The 20243-nt window shown below is 69.9% G+C and carries 18 protein-coding genes; 6 read left to right on the top strand and 12 right to left on the bottom strand.

All coding sequences use genetic code 11. The features are described 5' to 3' along the window. Entirely contained in the window at nucleotides 1-1548 is a 1548-nt protein-coding gene (locus tag KTR9_RS05235; RefSeq protein WP_014925520.1) for a carboxylesterase/lipase family protein, read from the bottom strand. Between the two features lie 95 nt (nucleotides 1549-1643). On the opposite strand from KTR9_RS05235, the gene KTR9_RS05230 reads away from it, so the two are divergent. Further along, nucleotides 1644-2402, top strand: coding sequence for a LamB/YcsF family protein (locus KTR9_RS05230; RefSeq protein ID WP_014925519.1), 759 nt, complete (start codon nucleotides 1644-1646; stop codon nucleotides 2400-2402). 18 nt (nucleotides 2403-2420) lie between these two features. On the opposite strand, the gene rlmB is transcribed toward KTR9_RS05230, so the two are convergent. The 6 genes from rlmB to KTR9_RS05200 form a co-directional block, all read right to left on the bottom strand. After that, nucleotides 2421-3371 carry a 23S rRNA (guanosine(2251)-2'-O)-methyltransferase RlmB gene (gene rlmB / locus KTR9_RS05225; RefSeq protein ID WP_014925518.1) on the bottom strand — a complete coding sequence of 317 codons (951 nt, stop codon included), beginning with the start codon at nucleotides 3369-3371 and terminating at the stop codon, nucleotides 2421-2423. Continuing rightward, on the bottom strand, nucleotides 3371-4762 hold the full coding sequence (cysS, locus tag KTR9_RS05220; RefSeq protein WP_010842070.1) for a cysteine--tRNA ligase: 1392 nt from the start codon (nucleotides 4760-4762) through the stop codon (nucleotides 3371-3373). Before cysS ends, rlmB begins: the two co-directional genes overlap by 1 nt. Before the next feature lie 63 nt (nucleotides 4763-4825). Then, nucleotides 4826-6172 (bottom strand): condensation protein, encoded by a 1347-nt coding sequence (locus KTR9_RS05215; RefSeq protein ID WP_014925517.1) that lies wholly within the window; start codon nucleotides 6170-6172, stop codon nucleotides 4826-4828. Continuing rightward, nucleotides 6169-7638, bottom strand: a complete 1470-nt coding sequence (locus tag KTR9_RS05210) for an acyltransferase (protein ID WP_014925516.1) — start codon at nucleotides 7636-7638, stop codon at nucleotides 6169-6171. The genes KTR9_RS05215 and KTR9_RS05210 overlap by 4 nt, the downstream gene beginning before the upstream one ends. After that, nucleotides 7638-9146: a condensation domain-containing protein gene (locus KTR9_RS05205; protein WP_014925515.1), complete on the bottom strand. Its 1509-nt coding sequence runs from the start codon at nucleotides 9144-9146 to the stop codon at nucleotides 7638-7640. The genes KTR9_RS05210 and KTR9_RS05205 overlap by 1 nt, the downstream gene beginning before the upstream one ends. Before the next feature lie 101 nt (nucleotides 9147-9247). Then, nucleotides 9248-10213, bottom strand: coding sequence for an alpha/beta hydrolase (locus tag KTR9_RS05200; RefSeq protein WP_014925514.1), 966 nt, complete (start codon nucleotides 10211-10213; stop codon nucleotides 9248-9250). Between the two features lie 433 nt (nucleotides 10214-10646). On the opposite strand from KTR9_RS05200, the gene KTR9_RS05195 reads away from it, so the two are divergent. Together KTR9_RS05195 and KTR9_RS05190 are read left to right on the top strand one after the other, a co-directional pair. Next, nucleotides 10647-12002, top strand: a complete 1356-nt coding sequence (locus KTR9_RS05195) for a hypothetical protein (protein ID WP_014925513.1) — start codon at nucleotides 10647-10649, stop codon at nucleotides 12000-12002. Further along, entirely contained in the window at nucleotides 11999-13231 is a 1233-nt protein-coding gene (locus KTR9_RS05190; protein ID WP_014925512.1) for a nucleotide disphospho-sugar-binding domain-containing protein, read from the top strand. The genes KTR9_RS05195 and KTR9_RS05190 overlap by 4 nt, the downstream gene beginning before the upstream one ends. A 13-nt stretch (nucleotides 13232-13244) precedes the next feature. On the opposite strand, the gene ispF is transcribed toward KTR9_RS05190, so the two are convergent. From ispF to KTR9_RS05175, 3 genes are read right to left on the bottom strand one after another with little or no spacing between them, the layout of a single operon-like run. After that, complete coding sequence (gene ispF / locus KTR9_RS05185; protein ID WP_044505947.1) at nucleotides 13245-13730, bottom strand: 2-C-methyl-D-erythritol 2,4-cyclodiphosphate synthase; 486 nt, start codon at nucleotides 13728-13730, stop codon at nucleotides 13245-13247. Further along, a complete protein-coding gene (ispD, locus tag KTR9_RS05180) occupies nucleotides 13730-14419 on the bottom strand; it encodes a 2-C-methyl-D-erythritol 4-phosphate cytidylyltransferase (RefSeq protein ID WP_014925510.1) in 690 nt (229 codons plus the stop codon). The genes ispF and ispD overlap by 1 nt, the downstream gene beginning before the upstream one ends. A 30-nt stretch (nucleotides 14420-14449) precedes the next feature. Further along, a complete protein-coding gene (locus tag KTR9_RS05175; protein WP_006435671.1) occupies nucleotides 14450-14938 on the bottom strand; it encodes a CarD family transcriptional regulator in 489 nt (162 codons plus the stop codon). Nucleotides 14939-15386: 448 nt separating this feature from the next. Between KTR9_RS05175 and KTR9_RS05170 the strand changes: the two genes are divergently transcribed. Then, nucleotides 15387-16070 (top strand): hypothetical protein, encoded by a 684-nt coding sequence (locus tag KTR9_RS05170; protein ID WP_010842080.1) that lies wholly within the window; start codon nucleotides 15387-15389, stop codon nucleotides 16068-16070. A gap of 124 nt (nucleotides 16071-16194) precedes the next feature. Then, nucleotides 16195-17574, top strand: a complete 1380-nt coding sequence (radA, locus tag KTR9_RS05165) for a DNA repair protein RadA (protein WP_014925508.1) — start codon at nucleotides 16195-16197, stop codon at nucleotides 17572-17574. A gap of 12 nt (nucleotides 17575-17586) precedes the next feature. Here radA and KTR9_RS05160 read toward each other — a convergent pair whose 3' ends face one another. Further along, nucleotides 17587-18117: a PaaI family thioesterase gene (locus tag KTR9_RS05160; RefSeq protein WP_044507610.1), complete on the bottom strand. Its 531-nt coding sequence runs from the start codon at nucleotides 18115-18117 to the stop codon at nucleotides 17587-17589. A gap of 109 nt (nucleotides 18118-18226) precedes the next feature. Here KTR9_RS05160 and disA point away from each other — a divergent pair, with 109 nt between their 5' ends. Further along, the gene (disA, locus tag KTR9_RS05155; protein ID WP_010842083.1) at nucleotides 18227-19312 is read left to right on the top strand and encodes a DNA integrity scanning diadenylate cyclase DisA; all 1086 of its coding nucleotides are present in this window, start codon (nucleotides 18227-18229) and stop codon (nucleotides 19310-19312) included. A 52-nt stretch (nucleotides 19313-19364) separates the two neighbouring features. On the opposite strand, the gene KTR9_RS05150 is transcribed toward disA, so the two are convergent. Beyond that, nucleotides 19365-20135: a hypothetical protein gene (locus KTR9_RS05150; protein WP_044507608.1), complete on the bottom strand. Its 771-nt coding sequence runs from the start codon at nucleotides 20133-20135 to the stop codon at nucleotides 19365-19367. Nucleotides 20136-20243 lie beyond the last annotated feature (108 nt).

Genomic DNA, 20243 nt, shown 5'->3' with positions numbered 1-20243 from the left:
TCAGGCCGGCGAGTGCACCCGGTACCACGCCTGACGACGCAGGGCGTCCGGGTCGGCCTCGACGTGGTCGGGGTCGTCGAGGACGAGGACCTTGCGGTCGGCGGTGGTGTAGGCGGGCCAGCCGAACCCCGGATCGCCGTTGCGCGCGAACCCGCCCCACCGCGTCTGGACGTTCCGGGTGACGCGTCCGGTGGCGGGCCAGTCCGCGAGGGCCAGGCCCGCGCCCATCGGGGCGCGGTAGGCGCCGAACACGCTGAACAGCTCGGTGGCGTGCGTGGCCCCGAAGCCGGTGGCCTCGAGCACCTTCGTCTGATAGTCGTAGCGATACACGTAGGTCGGGGCGACCGCGCTGTGCCCGTCGGCGAAAGCGCTCATCGGCGCCCAGAAGATCGAATCCCCGGCCAGGCGGATGCGGTCACGGTCCCCGTCCTCGTAGTGCGAGGCGATCTCGCGCCGGACCTCTTCGTCCTCCACCCGCATCAGCGTGCGCTCGGCGTCGGGCAGGACGTTCCAGAGTTTGGCGAACAACTTGCCCTCGTCGCGGTTGCTGCCGATCACGAGCGGCACCGGCTGGGTGAGTCCGCCGGCGGCCGCGGCCAGCGGCGACCGAGGCAGCAGATCGCCGTCGACCACGGGCGCGAACGGGATCGCTCCCCCGGCGGTCTTGGTGGCGAATCGCATCAGCCGGTTACCCGCCGCCAGCAGCAACGCCGGGTTGGGCGAGGTGAGGAGCCGCTGCGCATGCACCGTGTCGACCGGCGGTTCGTCGCGCTCGAGAGAGGTCGCACGACGCTGCGGATCACGCAACAACCGGACGAATTCGTCCGCGTAGATCCGCGCGGCGTCCGGTTCGACGATCAGTTCCGGAGCCGGGCTCTGTGCGATCGCGTGGTGGTACAGCCCTGTCGTCGACGGCGCCGAGAGCAGTGACAGCACCGACGATCCGCCCGCGCTCTCGCCGAAGATGGTGACGTTGCCGGCGTCGCCGCCGAAGGCCTCGATGTTGTCCTGGACCCACTGCAGTGCCGCGATCTGGTCGCGGAGGCCGACATTGGAGTCGAAAGGTCGGTCGTCGGTGGCGAACTGACCGAGGTCGAGGAAGCCGAACGGGCCGAACCGGTACTGGATGGTCACCACGACGACGTCCTGGGACCGGGCGAGAAAGGCGCCGTCGTACAGCGGGGTCGCGGCCGTGCCGAGGATGAAGGCGCCGCCGTGGATGAACACCATCACCGGACGCGGCGTCGACGACGGGACATCCGGCGAGTAGACGTTCAGTGTGAGGCAGTCCTCTGCCATCGGCGCGAACTTGCCGGGCGCGATGGCGGTGAACCGCTTCTCCTGGATGGCCGCCTTCGCCACCTTGGTGCAGTCGCGAACGCCAGGCCAGTCATGGGCCGGCTCCGGTGCGCGGAAGCGACGGTGGGCCACCGGCGGCGCCGCGAACGGGATGCCTCGCCAGCTGATGGTCCCCTTGCGCAGCCGCTTCCCCCGGGCGCCCTCGACCACTCCGTTACGGGTGGTCACCTTACTGTCCAGTAGTGCCATACCCCCACCGTAGACGAAACGGGAACTTCGTCTACCCCCGTCGTGTACACCGCGGGCGGGGTGGCCCGGCAGCACCGCCGACCTAGAATGCCCTCATGAGTCCCGGCGCGTCGCGCATCGACCTGAACGCCGACCTCGGCGAGGGCATCGGCGACGACGAGGCGATGCTCGGTGTCGTCACCAGCGCCAACGTGGCGTGCGGCTTCCACGCCGGCACCCCCGGTGACCTGCTCACCACCTGCCGGGCCGCGGTCGCCGCCGGGGTCCGGATCGGCGCCCAGGTGTCCTACCCCGACCGCAGCGGCTTCGGGAGACGGTTCATGGACATCACGACCGCCGATCTCGTCGCCGACCTGATCTACCAGATCGGTGCGCTCGACGCCCTCGCCCGCTCGGTCGGCGGCGCCGTCACCTATGTGAAACCCCATGGCGCGCTCTACAACACGGTCGTCCATCACGCGCAGCAGGCCGACGCCGTGGTTGCGGCCGTCCGGAACGTCGACGCCGGGCTGGCGGTCATGGGGCTGCCGGGGTCGGAGGTGCTGGCGCGGGCCGAACGCGCCGGCCTCGCCACCATCACCGAGGCGTTCGCCGACCGCGCCTACACCCCGGAGGGCTCCCTCGTGCCGCGGGGAACCGACGGTGCGGTGCTGTCCGACAGCGCCGAGATCGCCCGTCGGGTCGTCGAACTCGTCACCACGGGCCGGATCGGCGCGATCGACGGAACATCGATCGACGTCGACGCCGAGTCGATCTGTCTGCACGGCGACACCCCGGGGGCGGTCGAGCACGCCCACTCCGTGCGGGACGCGCTCACCGCAGCCGGGATCGACATCGGCAGCACGCCGGCCTGACCGGCCGTGCTGGTGCTGCTACCGGCGTCGCTGGCGGGCGAACTCGGCCAGGACCACGCCGGCGGCGACCGAGGCGTTCAGGCTCTCGACGTCACCGGCCATCGGGATCGACAGGATCGAATCACAGCTCTCCCGGACGAGGCGGGACAGACCCTTGCCCTCCGAGCCCACCACGATGACGGTGGGGCCGCTGCCGTCGTAGTCGTCGAGCGTGACGTCGCCGTCCGCGTCGAGACCGACGAGCTGCGCACCCTGATCGGCCCAGTCCTTCAGTGTCCGTGTGAGATTGGTGGCGCGGGCGACCGGTAGGCGCGCCGCGGCACCGGCGCTGGTCCGCCACGCGACCGCCGTCACGCTCGCGCTGCGACGCGCCGGGATCACCACACCGTGACCGCCGAACGCCGCGACCGAACGGATCACGGCACCCAGGTTGCGCGGGTCGGTGATGTTGTCGAGGGCGACGAGCAGTGGCGGGGTGCCGCTGGCCTTGGCCTCGGCCATCAGGTCGTCCGGATGGGTGTACTGGTACTCCGGTACCTGCAGGGCGATGCCCTGGTGCATTCCGTTGGTGGACAGGCGATCCAGTTCGGGCTTGCCGACCTCGAGGATCGAGATCGCCGAGTCGCCGGCGATCTTGACCGCTTCGGCGACCCGTTCGTCGGGTTCGGAGTTGGTCGCGATGTACAGCGCGGTGGCCGGCACGCCCGCGCGCAGGCATTCGACGACCGGATTGCGTCCGAGGACGTACTCGGGACCCTCGTCCCTGGCCCGCGGCCCACCGCGGCCGGTCGCCGACTTGGTCGCCGCCTTGGCCCGCTTGTGAGCCGGATGATAGGGCCGGTCAACTGCTTTCGGCGTCGCACCGCGGGCCTCGAGCCCTCGGCGGCGCTGGCCACCGGAACCGACGGTCTGCCCCTTCTTGGTGCCGTCCTTGCGGATCGCGCCCTTACGCTTGGAATTTCCTGCCATCACGCCTCACCCTTCAGAGCCCATTGCGCACCGTCGGGGGTGTCGGTGACCTCGATACCGGCCTCGGCCAGCCGGTCCCGCACCGCGTCCGCGGTCGCCCAGTCCTTGGCGGCGCGCGCGTCGGCGCGCCGCTGTAATTCCGCGCGCACCAGCACGTCGAGTGCCGAGGTGGCGGCCGACTCGTCGGCGGAGCCCGCCCACCGGTCGTCGAGCGGGTCGACGCCCAGGATGCCCATCATCGCGCGTACCGCGGAGGCCGCCGTCAGCGCGGTGGCGCCGTCGCCGGATTCGAGCGCGGTGTTGCCCTGGCGAACCACGTTGTGCACGACGGCGAGTGCGGCCGGGACGCCCAGATCGTCGTCGAGAGCGGCGGCGAACTCGGGGTCGACGTCGCCGACGACCACCTCACCGACACGCGCGCCGACCCGTTCCACGAACGACTCCACGCGCCGGTAACCGGCCGCCGCCTCGGTGAGCGCCCCCGGCGAGTACTCCAGCATCGACCGGTAGTGCGCGCTGCCGAGGTAGTACCGCAGCTCGACGGCCCGGACACGCTGCAGCATCGCGGGGATCGACACCACGTTGCCCAGCGACTTGCTCATCTTCTCGCCACCCATGGTGACCCAGCCGTTGTGTAACCAGTAGCGCGCGAACGGATCTCCCGCACCATGCGCCTGCGCGATCTCGTTCTCGTGATGCGGGAAGATGAGATCCATACCGCCGCAGTGGATGTCGAACTCCGCACCGAGAAGTCCGGTGGCCATCGCCGAACACTCGAGGTGCCAGCCCGGCCGCCCGGGGCCCCACGGCGTCGGCCACGACGGCTCGTCGGGCTTGGCCGCCTTCCACAGGGTGAAGTCGCGGGGATCGCGCTTGCCGGTTCCCGCGCTCTCGCCCTGGTGCACGTCGTCGAGCCGGTGCCCGGACAGGGATCCGTAGTCCGGCAGGCTCAGGACGTCGAAGTACACGTTGCCGTCGGCGACGTAGGCGTGGCCCCGGTCGATCAACCGCTCCATGTACTCGACCATCTGGGTGACGAAACCGGTGGCCCGCGGCTCGGCCGACGGCGGCAGGACGCCCAGCGCGCGATAGGCGTCGTCGAAGGCGCGCTCGTGGGTGGCGGCCCACTCCCACCACGGCCGTCCCGCCTCGGCGGCCTTCCGCAGGATCTTGTCGTCGATGTCGGTGACGTTGCGCACGAACAGGACGTCGAGCCCCTCGTGCGTCAGCCAGCGGCGCAGGATGTCGAACGCGATACCGCTGCGGACGTGCCCGATGTGGGGTACTCCCTGGACCGTCGCGCCGCACAGGTACACCGACGCCTGTCCTGGGTGCAGCGGCACGAAGTCGCGCACCTCTCGGGAATCGGTGTCATACAGGCGCAGGGTCACGACCGGCAATCCTACCGGACCCCGACCCGGCCACCGACCGCCCGAGCCGCCGGTGCGCGCACCTCACGCACGCTCGCCGGAGACGGCGGCCGGCTCGGTCGCCCGCGCGACGACCGCGGTGACCAGCGTCCTCATCTCCGCGAGGGTCTCGGCCAGGACCGCCACCGCACGCTCGGTGTGGGGATGGCGCACCCGGACGTGGATGCCGTCGGCGTCGCGCCAGAACCACCACTGCGCGGTGTCGGTGGGTTTGGAGCTGGAAACCTGTTCGGCCCGTACGCCGGGATGCGGACCGGGCAGTCGCGTGTAGTCGACGTAGGACATCATGAAGACGTCACTGCGCCGCTGGTGGAGCCGATGCCCGAAGGCGGCGTACACGGGCGTCAGTCCGATCTCGGCCAGCGGCAGGGCCGCGGCGAGCCGGGCGGTGTTGACGGGAACGGCCTCGAACAGATCGTCGCCGGCGGCGATGCGGAGCGGCGCGTTGCCGACCGACCAGCCGACGCATCCGGGTCCGGCGCCGGTGCCGGTGGGCACCACGGTGGCCACCTCGCCGGGTCCGCCGACCGAGTTGATGGCCTTCGCCGCGAAGGTGAGTACCGCGGGATACGTCCGCCCACCGTGTCGATGGACCTCCGAACTGAACTTCCGCGCCGCGTCGCCCGGCAGCAGGGTCGCGACCATCGTGTGCATCTCGGCGGCGGCACCCGCCGGGACGCCGAGGTCGACGGGGAACTCCGGGACCTGCCAGTCGGTGGCGTCGAGGAACCGTTCCCATTCCGCCAGACGGGCGTCGTCGGCGGTCACCGCCGCCTCCTCGCCTGCGAGTCGGCGCAGCGCGTCCAGCCCGGACTCCGCGGGCGCCAGCGCCCCTCCGGCGAGGAGTTCGCAGATCTCGGAGGACAACAGGGCCATCGAGCGCGCGTCGACATAGCAGTGGTCGAATCCGCAGACGAGTGTCGTGCTCGACGCTCTCCGGACGGCGGCCAGGAAGTGCGGCATCGGCTGGAACGGGTCGCACGTCGCGGTGATCCGCTCGGACAGCGCCGCGGCGAACTCCGCGGGCCCGAGTCCGGCGTCCGCCTCGCGCGAGTCCTCCTTCACGTCGACGCCGTCGTGCAGCAGTCGCTGATATCCGGTGTCGGTCGCCGCGTAGTGGCTGCGCAGGACGTCATGACGCCCGATGACGGTCGACACCACCTCACCCAGGCGGCCCAGGTCGAGCCGTTCGGGGAAGTCGAGCGTGAGCGCGATCCACCCGGGTTGCCCCTGCACGATCGAGTCCAGATGGAACCGCTCGTTCTCCGACACCGGTGCGCTCGCCGGTACGGCACACCCCCTGGGAACCGGGAGCCATCGGACCAGCTCCCCCGGTTCGACCTCCCATGTCTCCGAACTGGAGAGCTTCACCGCTCGGTCCTCTCGCTCGCATAGTCGTTCAGGATGGCGCCGACACGTGCGAGGTGTTCGACGACCGATGCGCGCGCGACCTCGTTGTCGGGGAGATGACACCGGACGACGAGACCCGCGGGAGTCCGGGTGAACCAGAGGTTGGCGTTGCGTGTGGGGCCGACACCGCTCGACGTCTGGATCGTCGACAGGGCGGGATCGTCGCCGATCGGCAGCCGGGCCAGATCGGTGTAGGAGACCATGTACGGGCTGCCGTCGAGGCCCCGGAAGACCCCCTCGGCGGCGAGCAGTGCCAGCACCCCGTGCGCGGGTGCCGAACCTGCGCGGCGCGCGGCGCGGACGCTGTCGCCGCCCGCGCGCACGACGTCGTCGAAGGTCGCCTGTTCGCCGTCGGGGAGGTCGACGACGACCGGCGCGAAGTTGCACATCCAGCCCTGGGTCCACGCGGTGTCGGGATCGCGGGTGGCCAGCACCGTGGAGACGAAGAACCGCGACTCCCCGGTGATCTCACGGTGCCGCACGGCCAGCGCGGCGTAGAGGAGGCCGGCGAACCCGCCACCGGTGGCCGCCAGCCGGGCGTCGCAGCGCGTGAGGGCGTCGGGGTCGAGCAGCCACTGTTCGACGGCGACCGCGGGCGCCGGGGTTGCGTCGGCGAGACCCAGGTCGAGCGGACACAGCGGCGCCCGCCCGGCGTTGTCGGCCAATGCGTTCCGCCACACCGCCACCCGGTCGTCGTCCGCGGCGAGTGCGGCCGCGGCGGACCGTTCGGCGAGCACGGCCGGCCCGAAAGCGCCCGGTGCCGGCAGATCGGCCGGCCGCGGTTCGGGCCCCGTCCCCTCCCGATGCGCGCGATACAGCGCGGTGATCTCGGTCAGCGCGAGCACCGACGAGTAGCCGTCACCGTGCGCATGATCCGTGGCGGCGAAGAAGGTGAAACCGGCGTCGTCGACGGTGGCCGCCCACCACGACCCGGGAACGAGTTCCGCGCGAGCTCTCTCCGATGCCCGCCGCCCGACCCATGAGCCGACATCGGCATCCCCGACCACGACGGACTCGACATCGGCGACGCCGATCACGAACTCCTCGGGGGGCGCCACCCAGCGTTCGGGACCACTCGGCCCCGGACGGTAGTGCGCGCGCAGCTCCTCGTGCCGACGGACGAACGCGGTGAGCGCCCCGGCCATCGCAGCCTCGTCGAGCGGGGTGTCGAATCGCATGGCGGCCAGCAGGAATCCGGTGTGGACCTCGCCGCGGCGCCGCTTGTCGCCCATCGTCGCCAGGTGATCGGCCTGCAGGAACGACACCCCGTTCGCCCATCGCCGGGCGGCGCGGCCCACGCGCTCTGCGTCGCGCAGTTCCCACTCGACGGTCCGACCGCCGACAAGGTGCTCGCGGAGCGGCACGACCACCGAGCCCGGGGTGCCGAACCGGGGCGTGGCGAACGCGGGCTGCGCGGCGCCGGTCATCAACTGCGGAGTGCGGCCGTCGATCCTCCGATGTGCACGCCGGCAGATACGGATTCGACCGCACGGTAGGTGTACTCGCAGTCACCGTCGGCGACGATCTTCTTCAGGATGGCCTGGAACGTGGAGAGGAACACCTCGACGGCGGCGGCGTTCTCGTCGGCGGGGAACCGCGCGGACACGTTCACCCCGGTCGGGATCCGGTTGATCCAGAAGTAGACCTCGTCGGCGTCGCGCGTCGCGCTGCGCAACACCCGCGCCTGACGCGGTGTCCACTCGGCCGCCCCCTCGGCTTGACGGAGATCGATGTAGGAGACGACGAAACCGGGAGGCGTCACGTCGCCGCCGATGAGTTCGGCGACCGGCGCGAAGGGCGCCGCACCGACGCCCTTGTACTGCGCGGACGTCGCCGCAACCGCGGTCAGGGCATCGGTGAACCTCGCCGGCGTGCCGGGCCGGACCGCGACGGGGATGATGCCGACGAACCAGCCGACCGCTTCGCCCCACTCGATGGCGTTGCGGGTGTGCACCGGTCCGATGAATCGCAGATCGGCGCTCCCCGACAGCGCGGCGGAGGTCATCGACAGTGCGGTGTAGATGCCGGCCGCCATCGACGATCCGGCACCCTTGCACACGGCGTCGAATCGCTTGGTCTCCGCGGCGTCGAGCAGCCAGTGCGACAGGGTCGCCTGGAAACCGTTCTCCGGCAGCCGCTCCGAGACGATGGTGCGCGGCGCGTCGGACGGCACCTCGAACCGCGGGAACCGCGGGATCGGCTCGGGCTGCACGGCGGTGGGCGTGTCGTCGAAGAAATCGCGCCACTGGCTGACCGCGGCGTTGTTCGCGTCGATCTGCTCCCCGAGTCGCCGCTCGGCGTCACTGAAGTCGAGGTAGCTGCCGAAGTCGTTGAGCGCGTGCGGTTCACCCGTCACCTCGGCGGCGTAGAGGGCGGTGAGCTCGCGGATGGCGAAGACCTGCGTGTACGCGTCCATCACGGTGTGGTCGGCCGCGAACACCAGCAGGAACCCGCTGTCGTCACCGGTCGGCTCCACGGTCACGGCGATGCAGTGCGGCCAGCTCAGCGGGGTGACCGTGCGGTTGAAGTAGTCGGTGACCAGGCCGGAGACCTCATCCGCGGCCAGGTCCGACCCGAATCCACGCTCGCGCACGGTGATCGCGTCGGCTGCGACGGTGATGCGGGTCAGGTCACCCTGCAGATGATGCGGCTCGTGGACGCGCACCGAGGTCCGGAAGGCCTCATGGCGGCGGTACCAGGCGATGATGGTCCGGGACAGGGCTTCCCGGTCCAGCGGACGTTCGATCCGGAACGCCGTGCCGATCCATTGGCTGTACCACTCCGAACCCTCGCGCACGGCCCGGCGGGCATGCTCGAGATGCATGTAGGACAGCTGTCGGGAGTCCGTCTGCCACTCTTCGGCGTCGACCTGCGGCTCCCAGGCGGTGACGGTGCCGCCGGGCATCGAATAGTCGGTCAGCTCGGTGTATTCCATTGCGGTCCACCTACCTTCTGTCGTGTTCGGGCGCCTTCGGCGCGGATGTGTCGGACGCCTCCCGGCGCGGGTGGTTCAGCGAGTTCGTCCGGGGCGGCGCGTCACAGGCCCAGCCCCTGCCGGAGTGTCGGCCAGCTCTCACGTTGCTGGTCCACCCAGTACGGCCACGAATGCGTGCCCGGATCGACGTAGCGGATGGTCGCCGGGATGTTCAGCTGATCGAGCCGGGCGTCGAGCTGCTGCGTGCACCAGAGGGAACCGACCTCGATCGCCCCGCCGATGACCTGACGGTCGGTCGGGTTCTCGTTGCCCGGATATCCGGGCGCGTCATACCGGCCCGCACGCCCCGTGCCGGTGGAGACGTAGACCGTGGACCCGCGCAGGTTCGCGGCCTTGGCGACCACGTCGTGCTGGGCCCAGGCGGGGTCGGTGGGCGGACCCCACATGTTGTCGGCATTGCCGCCGAAGGCCGCCACGATCCCCCGGGGGTAGGCCTGTCCGGCCGGGCCGGTGGTGGTGTAGCACCCGCTGTAGGCGGCCACGGCGTCGTAGAAGCCCGGGTTGCGGGCCGCGAGCACGAGCGCCGCGCCGGCACCCATGGAGAGTCCGGCGACACCGCGGACGCCGTTGCCGTCGAACCGGTCGTCGATGAGCGACGGCAACTCGCGGGTGAGAAATGTCTCCCACTTGTATCGCCCGAGAGTCGGGTCGTCCCGTTGCCAGTCGGTGTAGAAGCTGCCGGCGCCCGCGATGGGCATGACGACGTTGACGTTCTTGTCGGCGTAGAAACCGGCGACGTCGGTCTTGAGCGTCCAGATGCTGTTGTTCGGGTCCTCTTCGTTGAGCCCGCCCAGCAGGTACAGCGACGGCCGCGGACCGGATTCGGTGCGCGGCGTCACCACCTGCACCTTGATCGTCTTCCGCATCGCGGCGGAGTACACGTCGACCAGGTGTGTGTGCGGCCCGTCGGGGACGGTGCGTTCGATGAAGGAGCGTTCGACGGCGGGCGCGGCTGTCGCAGAGCCGACCGAAACGAGCGGGCTGACGACACCGAGCGCGGCTGTCATCGCTCCGACAGCGAAAAGGGTGCGCATTGTTCCGCGGCGATGAAATGTACGGCGGGAAATACCCGTCATGTCGTCGCGTCCTCCGAGTTCTGCGGGAAAGTCATTTCTGACAAGGCGTTTGGGGCTGACAGATCTCACGGCAGCACCCCGGCGGGTCTCACGATGGTCACGACAGTAACCGGATCGCACCCGAATTGATAGTTCGGCAAGCTAATCGTGCAATCGCAAACCGCTCCTCAACAATCACGAGTCAAGTGGCGCAGCGCGACATGTGGTATGAAGCCTGCGGCGTCCGGGGCGCTGTCGACACCCGTCGCCTGGCCTAGGGTTGGCTTACCTTAGCATGACCCGGGAGCCGACTTCGACCTCGTGTAAACCCGCCTACGCCGTGCCCATCCACCAGCGGCGTACATCAACCAACGGCAAGGCAGACATGAACTTCGCATCCCTGGTCCGCCACGACGACCCGACCGCACCGGAGCTCGTCGTCGACCGGCTGACGGCCGACGACGACCTGTTCGTCCGGATGGATGTCGTCCTCGGTCTCCCCGTCGTGAATCAGACCCTGTGGCGATTTCCTGGCACCGTCGACGTCGACACCATCACCGCCCTGGGTCAGAAACTGCGCTACGGACGCCTGAGCAGGCTCGTCACGCGTCACCGCGGGCCCGGCCGCGCATATTGGCGGTATACGCCCGAGGCGGGCGCGGTCGAGGTGCAGACCGATCCGGTCCCGGCCGGCGGGGAGGAGGCATGGGGACGCGCCCAGGCCGACGCTCCCCTCGACTTCGTGAAGGGCCCGGCATGGCGGCTCGTCGTCGCGCGGGCGGCGGCCGACGACTCCGTGCTGGTCTCGCTGATCATCTCCCACGTCATCGCCGACGGCGGGACCGGAGCGGTGGCGATCATCGAGGCCATCCACGGCCTCGACTACGTTCCCGGCGCCGAACCCGGCCTGGTGTCCGACGTCCGGGATGCCGCCGACCTGCTGTGGACCGCCGGCCGCACCGCGGTGCGGATCTGGCGCGCGGGTCGGTCCACCCCACCCCCGTCGCCGGTACGGGTGACCGGTCGACCGGCACCGGAGACCGACGTCACCGACGCCGAGACCGCGCCGAACGTCACGGTGCTGATCCCGCAGGCGGAGTACACCGCTGCGGCGAAATCACGCGGCGGCACCGACAACAGCCTCTTCGCCGCGCTGATGGTCGGGGTCCTGGAACGAAGCGGTCGCGTGTCGGCGGGCGACGTCGTCCCGGTGTCCCTGCCCGTCTCGTCCCGCACGCTCGACGACCGGCGCGCGAATGCCAGTTCAGGCGCAACGGCTTTCGTGGAGGTCGACCCGCGACGCTACGACGATCTCAGCGCGGTGCGCACCGCGTGCAAGGACGCCTACGGGAGACTGGCCGCGAATTCGGGTGCCGTCGCGCAACGCGCCGTCGTGCTGCAGGCGCTGAGCACGTCGATCACGCGACGCCTCGCGTCGAACGTGACCACCCCGCTGTGCCTGGCGTCGAACGTCGGGCAGGCGCCGGACGAGTTCGCCACGCTCGGTACCGGAACGCCCGGGGCGCTGTCGATCCGGGCGATCACCGCCACCGGCGACCCGGCGCGGCTGCGGGACCGCAAGGGCGGCATCAGCGGCTGGCTCGCGATCAACGACGACCACGTGATGTTCAGCGTCAGTTCGCTCGACCCGGTCCGCATTCCCGACGCCGCGTCCCTGCGGAGCCTCGTCACCGACGAGCTCGCCGCCTGGGGAATCGCGGGAAAGCCCTGGGGCGCATGAGGTTCGCCTTTGCAGTACACGGCAGCCGCGGAGACATCCAGCCGGCGATCGCACTCGGGGCCGAGCTTGCCCGACGCGGCCACGGGGTACGCCTCGCCGTGCCGGAGGATCTGGTCGACATGACCGCGGCGTCGGGTCTGCCGACGCAGGTCCTGGCGCCGTCCACCGCCGAACTCCTGGCCAGTCCGCTGGTGAAAGAGCGTCTGAAATCGAAGAATCCGCGCGTGCGCCTGCGAGCGCTCGGCGAAGTCGCCGAACACGGACGCGCGACGTCCGAACGGGTGATGGCCGAGCTCGCCGACGACTCGGACCTGCTGGTCACCGGTCCACTCGCCCAGGACCGCGCCGAGGCCATCGCCCAGAGTCGCGGAATCCCCTTCGTGCCGTTGCACTACTGTCCGCTGCGTCCCAACGGGAGTCTCGACGTCCGCTACCGCCACTATCCGCGGCCGGTCTCCCGTGCCATGTGGTCACTCGCCGACCGAACCTACTGGCTGACGGTGCGTGCGGCGGATCGACGGCTTCGCACCGAGCTCGGCCTCCCGGCGGTGAAAGGCCCACTCGGCAGCCGGCTTCGAGCGCGCGGTGTCCCGGAGATCCAGGCCTACGACGCCGCGTTCTTCCCGGGGCTCACCGAGGAGTGGGGTGCACAGCGCCCGCTGGTCGGATTCCTGTTGCCCGACACCGAGACCCGGGGCTCGATGTCGGCCGGGCAGGACGCGACGGGGTCCGCGCTGGACTGGATCGCCGACGGCGAGCCGCCGGTATACGTCGGCTTCGGCAGTATGAAGATCGGCGACGAGCAGATCGCCGGCATCGTGACGACCCTGCTGGCCCGTGGCCTCCGCGTCATCGGGCACACCGAACACGAACTGCCACACGATGATCGACTCCTGCACATCGACACCCCCGTCGACCACGAAGTCCTGCTGCCGCAGTGCCGCGGCGCGGTTCATCATGGCGGTGCGGGTACCACCGCGGCTGCGGCCCGCGCGGGAATCCCGTCGGTCATCGCCTGGTTGAGCGCCGATCAGCCGATGTGGGCGGCGGCGCTGCGCAGGGCGAACGCGGGAGCGGGCAATCGTCTCGCTCGATTCGGCCCCGACGATCTCGACCCGCTCACCGATCCCGCGATCGCGGCGGGTGCCGCGCGTCTGGCGGACCGCCTGACCCCGCCGGCCGAGGCGGTCGACCGGGGCTGCGAACTCCTGGTGGAGGCCGCGGGCTGACCGCGGACGGGAGTCATCCCGGGTCCGCGGCTCGATTCGTCGACTCCAGCAATGCGGTCGCCACCGCGGCGACACCCTCGCCACGGCCGGTCATGCCCAGACCGTCGGTCGTCGTCGCCGACACCGAGACCGGGCCGCCGAGTGCGGCGGAGAGCACCTGCTGCGCCTCGGCGCGGCGCGGTCCGATCTTGGGACGGTTGCCCACGACCTGGACAGCCGCGTTCACCACCCACAGCCCGTCGGCCTCGACGAGAGCACGCACATGCGTCAGCATCTGCACACCCGACACACCTTCCCACTCCGGACGACCGGTGCCGAACACCGAGCCGACGTCACCGAGACCGGCGGCCGAGAGCACCGCGTCGCACAGCGCGTGAGCGCCGACGTCTCCGTCGGAGTGACCTTCGCACCCGGGTTCGTCGGGAAAGTGCAGCCCGACCATCCAGCACTGGGCGGACGGGTCGACGCGATGTGCGTCGGTCCCGATGCCGACGCGCATCATCGACCCACCACGTCGCGCACGATGTGGAGGTCCCAGGGCGTGGTGATCTTCATGGCGAGTGGGTCTCCGGGGACGAGGTGGACATCGATCCCGCATTTCTCGGCGAGACCGGCGTCGTCGGTGGCGAGCCCGGAGGCGTCGGCGTGAGCACGCCGGAGGGCGTCGCTGGTGAAACCCTGCGGCGTCTGGACGGCGCGCAACTCCTCGCGGTCGACGGTCCGGGTGACGCGCTCGAGGCCGTCCGGGACCGCCACGACCTGTTTGAGGGTGTCGACGACGGGAATCGCGGGCACGACGGCGGGATACCCGGAGCGCACCGCGTCGACGACGTCGGTGAAGACCCGGGCGGGTGTGAGCGGCCGGGCGGCGTCGTGCACGAGCAGGATGCCGGCGTCGCCGGCTGCGGCGATCCCGGCACGCACCGAATCAGAACGGTGCGCGCCACCGGCGACGACGATGACGTCGGGAAGCAACGCATGCGCCCGGTCGACGAGGTCGGCAGGGACCACGACGACAACCGTCGCTCCCAGCGCAGCCGGGATGTTGTCGACGCATCGTTCGATGATCGTGCGGCCACCGAGATCGACGAAGGCCTTGGGTACCGGCTCGCCGAGTCGGGTTCCCGACCCGGCAGCCGGGATGATGACACAGACATCCGCACCGGATCGCTCCGGCGTAGTGGTCACAGGGTGTCCTGAACCAGATGCGACCGGTGATCAGGAAGCGGCAGCGAGGACCTCGTCCAGGATGCTGGTGGCCTTCTCGTCATCGGTGTTCTGGGCGAGCGAGAGCTCGTCGACCAGAACGCGACGCGCACGGGTCAGCATCCGCTTCTCGCCTGCCGACAGGCCACGGTCCTGCTCACGACGCCAGAGGTCGCGGACGATCTCGGCGACCTTGATGATGTCGCCGGAGATCAGCTTCTCCTGGTTCGCCTTGAACCGCCGCGCCCAGTTGGTCGGCTCCTCGGTGTGCGGGGCCCGCAGAACCTGGAAGACCTGATCGAGACCCTCCTGTCCGACGACGTCGCGAACACCCACATACTCGAGCTTCGTCGAGGGAATCTGAACGGTCATGTCACCGTCGGCAACCTTGAGAACAAGGTATTCGATCTGCTCACCCTTGATGGTCCGGGTCACGATGTCTTCGACCCGGGCAGCACCGTGATGGGGGTAAACGACGGTGTCGCCAACTTTGAAATTCAATGTTCCTTGCCCCTTTCGAGTAGAGCCAGTCTAGCACGGGCGTTCCGAGGCACCCACCCAACGGTGCAGGTCAACGCGGTGAACGCGTTTCACGACAGGCTCTTTCGAGGTCGCGAGGGGTGCGAGGAGAGGGTGGGCCACCCCACTGGAGGGCCCCGTGGACGACGTTCGCCGGGCGGCGCCGAAGACGCGTCGACACCCTCCGTCACAGACGTCGCGGGACCGCCCGGGGACGCCTCGGCAGCCGCGCCGTCGTGCCGCATCACCACGCCTCGCGGCGGGCTAACGGCGAGCCAATCGGGTACCCGGCCGGACTTTTCCGCACCCCGCCCACTACGCTGCGTAGTGCAGGGTTTCGCGCGCTGCATGTCGGCTTCGTTTGACCTGGGAGGATCGGGTGTCAGTGTTTTCACTTTCCGCGCGGCGGTCGGCGGTTCGGCCATCACGCATGGTGACCGCGGTTGCCGCGATCGGCATCGCCGTCGCCCTGGGCACCACCGGGTGCGGCGCGGGTCAGATCTCGCAGACCGCCAACCAGCTGCCCGCGGTGAACGGCGCGAACGTCAACCTCGACGAGCTGCAGCTCCGGGACGTGCAGATCCTGTACCCCGAGGACGACGCGTCGACGGTCTTCGGCGACGGCGGACCGTTCGAGATCGCGTTCGTGATCGCCAACGCCGATCCCCTGGTCTACTACCGCCTCAAGGAGATCCGGCCGGAAGAGGGCCAGGTGACCTTCATCGAGGGCGCCGAGGCCGACGACCGGATCATCCCGCCCAACGGTGCACTGCGCGGCGGCACCCCGGTGGGCGCCAACCCGGAATTCGAGAAGCGTCTCAGCGTGGAACTGGACAACACCGGTGACACCGTCGCGGCCGGCCTGACCACCGAACTGACCTTCGCCTTCGAGAAGCGCGAGGCCGACGGCCGCTGGGTCGCTGCCGGTGAAACCACCGTCGAGACCCCGGTCGACGGCGGCGCGGAGCTCGAGCGCCAGGACGTGGCGCGCAACGCCGAGCCGACGTTCTACAACCAGCACCACGGCGAAGAAGGCCACGCCGAAGAGGGCTCCGGCGCGGGCACCGGCGAACACGGCGCCGACGGCGAGGGTCAGGGCGAGGGCGGCCACTGATCCCCACGATTCCACTTCGCGACGAGGTCCGGCGATCATCGCCGGGCCTCGTTCGTCTTGTCGGGCCTCGTTCGTCTTGTCGGGCCTCGTTCGTCTTGTCGGGCCGGGCACCTAGTCTGACCGGGTGGCCAAAACCAAGTCGTCGTTCCGCTGCACCGGGTGCGGTCATCAGGTGCCCAAATGGGTCGGCCGCTGCCCCGAGTGCGGGGAATGGGGCACGATCGGCGAGGTCACCGGGGTGGCGTCGTCCTCGCGCGGCACCGCTGCGGTCGCGCCGTCGAGCCCGGCGCTGCGTATCACCGAGGTCGACGCCCAGACGTCGGCCGCGATCCCGACCGGTATCGGCGAGCTCGACCGGGTACTCGGCCGCGGCGTCGTGCCGGGTTCGGTCATCCTGCTCGCCGGCGAGCCCGGTGTCGGCAAGTCCACGCTGTTGCTCGAGGCCGTCAAGCACTGGGCGGCACAGGACCGCACCGCGCTCTACATCACCGGCGAGGAATCGGCCGGGCAGGTCCGGATGCGGGCCGAGCGCACCGGCGCGGTGCATCCGAACGTCTACCTGGCCGCGGAGACCGATCTCGCGACCATCCTCGGCCACGTCGACTCGGTCGCCCCCTCGCTCATGATCGTCGACTCGGTGCAGACGCTCGTCGCCTCCGGGGCCGACGGCGTGACCGGCGGCGTGACCCAGATCCGCGCGGTCACCACCGCACTGGTCTCGCTGGCCAAGAACCGTGGGGTGGCGGTCATTCTGGTCGGTCACGTCACCAAGGAGGGCGCGGTCGCGGGCCCGCGCTCGCTCGAGCACCTCGTCGATGTCGTACTCGCCTTCGAGGGTGACCGGCACTCGACGCTGCGCATGGTGCGGGGGGTCAAGAACCGCTTCGGCGCCGCCGACGAGGTGGGGTGTTTCGAACAACGTGACGACGGTATCCACCAGGTACCCGACCCCTCGGGGATCTTTCTGCATCAACGGGATTCGGACGTGAGCGGCAGTGCCACGCTGGTGACGATGGATGGCAAGCGCGCGCTCGTCGGAGAAGTGCAGGCACTGGCGAACGGCACCGAGATGAACATCCCGCGCCGCGCGGTGTCCGGCCTGGACATGAACCGGGTCTCTATGGTCCTGGCCGTCCTGCAGGCACGCGGGGGCCTGAAGCAGATCGCGAAGAGCGAGGTCTATCTCTCGACCGTGGGCGGTATGCGGGTGACCGAGCCGGCCGCCGATCTCGCCATCGCCCTCGCGGTGTACTCCACGGTGAAGAACCAGCCCATCCCGCAGTCCACCGTCGTCATCGGCGAGGTCGGGCTCGGCGGCGAGGTACGACGCGTCTCGGCGGTAGCGCGCCGGCTGGCCGAGGCCAAGCGGCTCGGCTTCCGGGAGGCCATCATCCCCGCCGCCACCGACGAGGAACTGCCGAAGGGCATCCGAATCCTGCGCGTCGGGAACATCGGGGACGCCGTCGGTCTCCGCAGCGCGGAACCGATGGACGCGCCCTTCTGACGCGGCACCTCGCTATGGTCGCTCCATCCGAGCCCTGTACTCCTCCGCTTTCGCGCTGTTCTCGACATGGTCGGCGAAATGCTCGCGCGCGTTGATGGTCACGAATACCCCGTTCCCCCGCGCGACCGGCCGTGCCGGGTCACCCAGGTGAGCGGTGGCTTCCGTATAGATCTTGCGACGCTGTTTGCCGAGCACCGATGCGTGGATGTGGAGGGTCTTCCCCACGGGGACGGGCTGGAGAAAGTCGACCTGCAGGTGGACAGTCACCCCCGGCGGGCCCAGCAGACGCGGCAACATGCCCATGACGTCGTCCAGGGCGGTTGACAGGATCCCCCCGTGGATGACGCCGGGGCCGCCCTCCATCCACTGGTCGATCGGCATCTGTGCGTCGACGCTGAAACCGTCTCCCGCGTACACCGCGAGATGCAGCCCTCTCGGTGATTCCGCGCCGCAACCGAAACACGACTTGTTGTGACTGCGCATCGGCTCACCCGACCGAGCGGCCTTCGGATGGCGCACGAGCTCGTCCAGCTCGTCGGGCACCACAAAACTGCTGCTCTTCACACCCCGGTACCCTAGTCACATCGCAATGGCCGATGCCGCGGGGCACGTGTCCCACGGACGGTCGGCGCCGTCGCGGAGAAGAGGAGACATGGTCGCCGAAGTGGTGAGGTCCGAGCTGACGCGCGAGACGGTGGCGCGCGTCGCACCCGGCACCCCACTCCGTGACGGCCTCGAGCGCATCCTCCGTGGCGGCACCGGTGCCCTGATCGTGCTGGGCCACGACTCGGACGTGGAGAAGATCTGCGACGGCGGTTTCCACCTCGACGTCGAGTTCGCACCCACGAGACTGCGTGAGCTCGCCAAGATGGACGGCGCGGTAGTGCTCTCGACCGACGGCAAGCGCATCGTGCGCGCCAACGTCCAGCTGGTCCCCGATCCCTCGATACCGACCGAGGAGTCGGGCACCCGCCACCGCGCGGCCGAGCGGACCGCCATCCAGACCGGGCATCCGGTGATCTCGGTGAGCGCGTCGATGTCCATCGTCAGCGTCTACGTCGACGGAGCCCGTCGCGTCGTCGAGAGCCCGGACCCGATCCTGTCCCGCGCCAACGTCGCCCTGGCCACGCTCGAGCGGTACAAGGCCCGGCTCGACGAGGTGATCTCGGCGCTGTCGCGCGCGGAGATCGAGGACTATGTGCTGCTGCGCGACGCCATGTCGACCGCCCAGCGGATGGAGATGGTCCGTCGTGTGTCGGTCGAGATCGAGGAGTACGTCCTCGAACTCGGCGTCAACGGCCGACAGGTCAGCCTGCAGCTCGAAGAACTGATCAGCGACAACGACACCATGCGCGAACTGCTCGTCCGCGACTACTACGCCAGTCCCGAGCCGGCGACCGCCGAAGACGTCCGCCAGGCACTCGAGGTCGTCGAGAACCTCAGCGACGCAGACCTTCTCGATCTGACGCTGCTGGCCGGCGCCTTCGGGTACCCGACCACCATCGAGGCCCAGGACACGGCGATGAGTCCCCGCGGATATCGCCTGCTCGCCCGGATCTCGCGGCTGCAGTTCGCGCACGTCGACCGGCTCGTCCGCAGCTTCGGCACACTGCAGGCACTGCTCGCGAGTTCGTCGGCCGACCTCCAGGCCGTCGAGGGCATCGGCAGCATCTGGGCGCGACACATCCGCGAAGGCCTGTCGCGGCTGGCCGAGACCAGCATCGAACGCTACGACTAGTCGCGATGTCGCCCGTTTGTGGTGGCGAGGCTCAGGATGGTGGCGACGCCGCTCAGGGCTCCTGAGCGGGCGCGACCATGTTGAACGTGATCGGGAACGACTCGCGCTCACCGATCTTGCCGATCGCCGAGTACGAACCGGCGGGCACCTGGGTCCGCGGACGCTCACAGCCGGGGCTGCTGGTGGTGCCCGACCAGGTGATGGTGTCCTTCACCTGCTGCGCCGGCTTGAGGACGACGTTGTTGACCGTGTTCAGCGGCGAGCAGTCGCGCGCCGACCACAGCGTCCGGGTCCCGTCGAGGGTGCGGACGATGACGTTCTGCACGGCCTTCCCGACATCGCGGGTGCATTCGGACAGCCCGGCATTGGTGGTCACGATGGTGAACACCGGATTCTGTCCGATCGTGTACGTGGGCTTGTCGGTGTAGAGGACCACCGAGATCGCCTGATCCGGGCACAGCCCGGGGCCGGCCGGGCCACCGGGAACCCCTGCGGGACTTGCCGATTCGACTGGGCTGGACGCGCCCGCGGGCGGCCCGCCGGGTACACCGGCACCGCCGCCCGAGCCGCCACCGGCGTCCGGTTCGCCCGACGCGCCACCGGCCTGCGGCTCCGAGGCGGGTGGTGCCGACGTCGTCGACGACGCCGACGAACTCGACGAGACACTCTCGGTGGCGGCGGTGTTCTGGGGATCTCCGCCACCCGACGTCATCCACACGATCAGAGCGACGACCAGACCGACCACGACCAGCGCACCACCCACGGCGACGACGCGGCGTCGCCAGTAGATCTCGGGTGGCAGCGGGCCCTGGGGTTCGATCACGCCCACCACGCTAACGGCCGGGTCTTGACTTCCGGCTGATCACGTGCGGCGTGTCGCAGCCGAAAAACGGCCCGGAACAGGCAAAGTCTAGAGTTCGCCTTCAGGTTC

Source organism: Gordonia sp. KTR9, assembly GCF_000143885.2.
GTDB lineage: Bacteria > Actinomycetota > Actinomycetes > Mycobacteriales > Mycobacteriaceae > Gordonia.
This window is presented reverse-complemented; position numbering and strand designations above follow the sequence as displayed.

Excerpts from the sequence above, each read along its gene's own strand:
- rlmB (WP_014925518.1), bottom strand. The coding sequence starts at position 3,371 with ATGGCAGGAAATTCCAAGCGTAAGGGCGCGATCCGCAAGGACGGCACC.
- KTR9_RS05235 (WP_014925520.1), bottom strand. The coding sequence starts at position 1,548 with ATGGCACTACTGGACAGTAAGGTGACCACCCGTAACGGAGTGGTCGAG.
- KTR9_RS05230 (WP_014925519.1), top strand. The coding sequence starts at position 1,644 with ATGAGTCCCGGCGCGTCGCGCATCGACCTGAACGCCGACCTCGGCGAG.
- KTR9_RS05190 (WP_014925512.1), top strand. The coding sequence starts at position 11,999 with ATGAGGTTCGCCTTTGCAGTACACGGCAGCCGCGGAGACATCCAGCCG.
- KTR9_RS05210 (WP_014925516.1), bottom strand. The coding sequence starts at position 7,638 with ATGACCGGCGCCGCGCAGCCCGCGTTCGCCACGCCCCGGTTCGGCACC.
- KTR9_RS05200 (WP_014925514.1), bottom strand. The coding sequence starts at position 10,213 with ATGACAGCCGCGCTCGGTGTCGTCAGCCCGCTCGTTTCGGTCGGCTCT.
- KTR9_RS05170 (WP_010842080.1), top strand. The coding sequence starts at position 15,387 with ATGGTGACCGCGGTTGCCGCGATCGGCATCGCCGTCGCCCTGGGCACC.
- disA (WP_010842083.1), top strand. The coding sequence starts at position 18,227 with ATGGTCGCCGAAGTGGTGAGGTCCGAGCTGACGCGCGAGACGGTGGCG.
- KTR9_RS05205 (WP_014925515.1), bottom strand. The coding sequence starts at position 9,146 with ATGGAATACACCGAGCTGACCGACTATTCGATGCCCGGCGGCACCGTC.
- ispF (WP_044505947.1), bottom strand. The coding sequence starts at position 13,730 with ATGCGCGTCGGCATCGGGACCGACGCACATCGCGTCGACCCGTCCGCC.
- KTR9_RS05195 (WP_014925513.1), top strand. The coding sequence starts at position 10,647 with ATGAACTTCGCATCCCTGGTCCGCCACGACGACCCGACCGCACCGGAG.